Origin of the sequence: Streptomyces sp. OfavH-34-F, assembly GCF_022347745.1 — a bacterium.
Classification (GTDB): Bacteria; Actinomycetota; Actinomycetes; order Streptomycetales; family Streptomycetaceae; genus Streptomyces.
The window spans coordinates 1-3,568 of record NZ_JAKRGC010000471.1 but is presented as its reverse complement, the minus strand read 5'-3'; the positions used below and the strand labels follow the sequence as shown (position 1 = coordinate 3,568).

At 74.2% G+C, this 3,568-nt stretch carries 3 protein-coding genes and 1 pseudogene; 2 read left to right on the top strand and 2 right to left on the bottom strand.

All coding sequences use genetic code 11. The features are described 5' to 3' along the window. Window positions 1–914: pseudogene (locus MHW47_RS33480) on the bottom strand (HEAT repeat domain-containing protein); the annotation flags it as partial. Window positions 915–1,137: 223 nt separating this feature from the next. Beyond that, on the bottom strand, window positions 1,138–1,530 hold the full coding sequence (locus MHW47_RS33475) for an ankyrin repeat domain-containing protein (protein ID WP_239227609.1): 393 nt from the start codon (window positions 1,528–1,530) through the stop codon (window positions 1,138–1,140). A 241-nt stretch (window positions 1,531–1,771) separates the two neighbouring features. On the opposite strand from MHW47_RS33475, the gene MHW47_RS33470 reads away from it, so the two are divergent. Next, window positions 1,772–1,966 (top strand): hypothetical protein, encoded by a 195-nt coding sequence (locus tag MHW47_RS33470; protein ID WP_018103962.1) that lies wholly within the window; start codon window positions 1,772–1,774, stop codon window positions 1,964–1,966. Window positions 1,967–2,010: 44 nt separating this feature from the next. After that, the coding region (locus MHW47_RS33465; protein WP_239227608.1) for a hypothetical protein at window positions 2,011–3,568 on the top strand (1,558 nt) is incomplete at its 3' end.

Genomic DNA, 3,568 nt, shown 5'->3' with positions numbered 1-3,568 from the left:
TCGAAGGCGGCGACGGCGGCGTCGGCCACGGGGCCCTCGTGTCCGGTGGCGGCGGCCTCGATGAGGTCGAGTGCGACGGGGTCGCGGACCTCGGCGGCCAGGTAGTGGAGGGCGGTGCAGCGGGCGGCGTCGGGTCCGCTGCGGGCGGCCTCGACGATCTCGGCGCGGTCCTCCGGTCCCGCGACGGCGGCGAGGCAGCGGGCGGCGGGTACGTGCAGGGCGCTGCCGCGTTCGAGGCCGTGCCGGGCCCAGTCGAAGACCGCCTGGACGCTCCAGCCGGGGCGGGGTCCGCCGGGGCGCATCTGGCGCTGCCAGCGGTCGAAGGAGCCCTGTTCGGAGGCGGCCCGGACGCGGGCGCCGACGGCAGGTCGCGGGTCGTCGGCCCACAGCCGCCAGGGGCGGGGCTCGTAGGCGTCGCGCACGGTGGCGGCCAGCTCGGCGCGGCCCTCGGCGTCGTCGGGGAAGCGGGCGAGCACGGGTTCGGCGAGGGAGCGCAGTCCCGTGTCGTCGTCGCGCAGCGCCAGCTCGTCCAGGGCCCAGGCCCAGTTGGAGCCGGTCGCGGCGTAGCGGCGCAGCAGGGCGAGGGCGTCGCCGCGGCCGTAGGAGGCGAGGTGACCGAGGACGGACAGGGCGAGGCCGGTCCGTGAGTCGTCCGTGTCGAGGTGGTCCTCGGGATCGGTGAGGTGCCGCTCGATCTCCTCGATGCCGCCGTCGAGGTCGAGAAAGAGGCGTGCGTAGTAGAGGGAGCGGTTCTCCGCCTGCCAGTCGTGGCGGGGGTCGCTCAGGACGCAGTGGTTGAGCGCCGCCAGGGCCTCTGGGCGAGGGGCGGCGAGCGCGTGGAGCGTGCCGTCGCCGCGGCCTCTCTGCAGCAGGCCGAGCAGGGTGCCGCTCGGCGCTATGAACGGATCGAACATGGGGAAAGCCTCACATCAAGCTGTCGACGCAACCGGGACTGTGCAGTTCCACGCGCTCCGGGAAAGAGCGCTAGGCCGCGCAGCAACATGATTCGCCGACCGCCGTCTTCTGCCTGGTGTAGAGCATCTTCCTCTGCCTCTCGTCGGGTGGCCCGGATCGGGCCCGCGACGTCATGATGACCCAGCCATTTCGCCACCGCGACCACATTTACGACGAACCCGTTCAGCGGGCGCCGAAGAGTTCCAGCAGGTCGGCCTTGCCGAACATGCGTGCGGTGTCCACGGCGGAGGGGGTTCCGGCGGCCGGATCGGCACCCGCGTCGAGGAGGGCGCGGACCACGTCCGCCTCGCCCTTGAAGACGGCGCCGGCGAGCGGGGTCTGGCCGCGGTCGTTGGCCCGGTCCGGGTCGGCGCCCCGGGCGGCGAGGGCCGTGACGACGGCGGCATGCCCGTGGTAGGCGGCGAGCATGAGCAGCGAGTCGCCCCGGTCGTTGGTGAGGTCGGCGGGCACTCCGGCGTCCACGTAGGCGGCGAGGGCGTCGGTGTCGCCGCCGCGCGCCAGGTCGAACACCTTGGACGCCAGCTCCACCACCTCGGGATCGGGGGTTTCGCTCATTGCGGGGCCGCCTTCCTTCGCTGCTCGGGCCGCCTCGGGCGGCCGGGGGGTGCACGGCGGGGGCCGTGCGAGTGAACCGACAGGGTACTGCCCGGACGGGCGTGCGGACCGGCGCGGGCTCGGCGTCCGCCGGTCGAGTGGATAATCCGCCTTTTCACCCGGTTGCGCCTTTTATCCTACGGATACTTGGGGTGAGCCTGGAAGGACTCATGGTGACCGTCCCCCCGACCAGGAGAACCTCATGATTCTTTCCATGTCCGGCGTCGTCATCCTCGGCATCATCGTCTTCCTGTTCTTCAGGAAGGACGGACTCAAGGCGTCGCACGCCCTCGTCACCGCCCTGTTCGGCTTCTACCTGGCCGGCACCGCCATCGCACCGAGCATCACCGCGGGCGGCGCGAGCCTGGCCGGCCTCCTGGGCGGAATCAAGTTCTGACCGTCCGCCCCCGCACCGGCCTTCAGGAGACACAGGAGACAGATGTGGCCCGGCGACCACTCCCCCGCATTCTGAGCAGCGGCAGCGCTTCGATCATTCGCGGTCGAGACTTCGCGCGCACGGCCGCCGACAGCGCCACCGACGTGCTCCATCCGCTGATCACGCTCACGCGCGGTCTGCGGCTGCTGGCCGGCGCGGGACGGCAGAAGTGGGCCGCGACGCCCAAGGACCGGCGTGGTCCCACGCTGTTCCTCGTCGCGGCCTGCGTCCTCGTGGTGGCGCTCGCCCCGTACGGGCCGCTGACGGCCCTGGTCGCGGTGATGGGCGCCGCCGCCTGGAAGGGACGGGACCGCACCCCCGTCCGCACCGGCCCCGACGAGGCGGAGACCGCGCGGCTGCGGGCCCTGTACGAGGCGCTCGTGCCGTACTTCGCGGCGGCCGAGGACCCCGATCCGCTGTACCGCCACGGCGGCGAGTGGGAGAAGGTCTTCAGTGACTTCGCGTTCGACGGCGACGGCCGCGTCTCGCGCCTCCGGGTCGCCTACCCCGCGTACTTCACCGACAGCGAGCCCGAGTCCCGGTCCCGGATCGAGCAGCTGCTGCACGCCAAGTCCGGGCGCGGCCGCGAGTACCACTTCGGCTGGGACGAGGAGGGCAACCGGCTCCTGATGAGCGTGCTCGACGCCCTGCCCACCTCGCTGTCCGCCCAGCGCTTCGTCACCGCCCCCGGCGAGACGGTCCTCGGCTTCACCGACGAGGACGCCGTACGCCGCACCGTCCCGGTGAGCGACGGCGCCGGCACCCGCGACGCGCCCGGCGTCGTCTGGCGCACCGGCGCCCGCTCCACCGAACCGCACCTGCTGGTCGCGGGGCAGCCCGGCAGCGGCACCACCACCCTGCTGCGGTCCATCGCCCTCCAGGCCCTCCAGCACGGCGACATCCTGATCGTCGAGGGCAGCGGCACCGGCGAGTACGCCTGCTTCACCGGGCGCGAGGGCGTCCTGGCCGTCGAGTGCGGACCGGCCGGCGCGCTCTCCACGCTGGAGTGGGCGGCCAACGAGACGGAGCGCCGGCTGATCGAGGCCAACCGCGCCCGGCAGGCCGGCGACCCGGTCCCCGAGGACTGCCTGCGGCCGCTGTGGATTCTGCTGGACCGGCCCAGCGCGCTCGCCCGCCCGGCCGGCGACGGCGGCCCCGGCCCGGCGGAACTCCTCCAGGTCCCGCTGCGCCACGGCCGGGCCGCGGGCGTCGTCGTGGTGCTGGCCGAGGCGTTCGACCACCTCGACGGTCTCGGCGAGTGGGTCCGGAGCCACACCAGGGCGCGGGTCGTCCTGGGCCACTGCTCCCCCGCCCAGATCGCCTCGGTGCTCGGCACGGACCCGCACACCACCCCGCCGCCGGACGCCCCGCCCGGACGCGGCTACGCCCGCTTCGGCACCGGCCCCGTGCTGCGCATCCAGGTCCCGGCCACGCCCGACCCGTACGACGACGCCACCAGCGAGGCGCAGCGCGCGGCGGTGCTGAGCCTGCTTCCCGAGCGGCGCACGGCCTTCGAGGCGGGGGCGCCGCAGCCGGCCCCGGCCGAGGCGGCGGTGGCCGCCG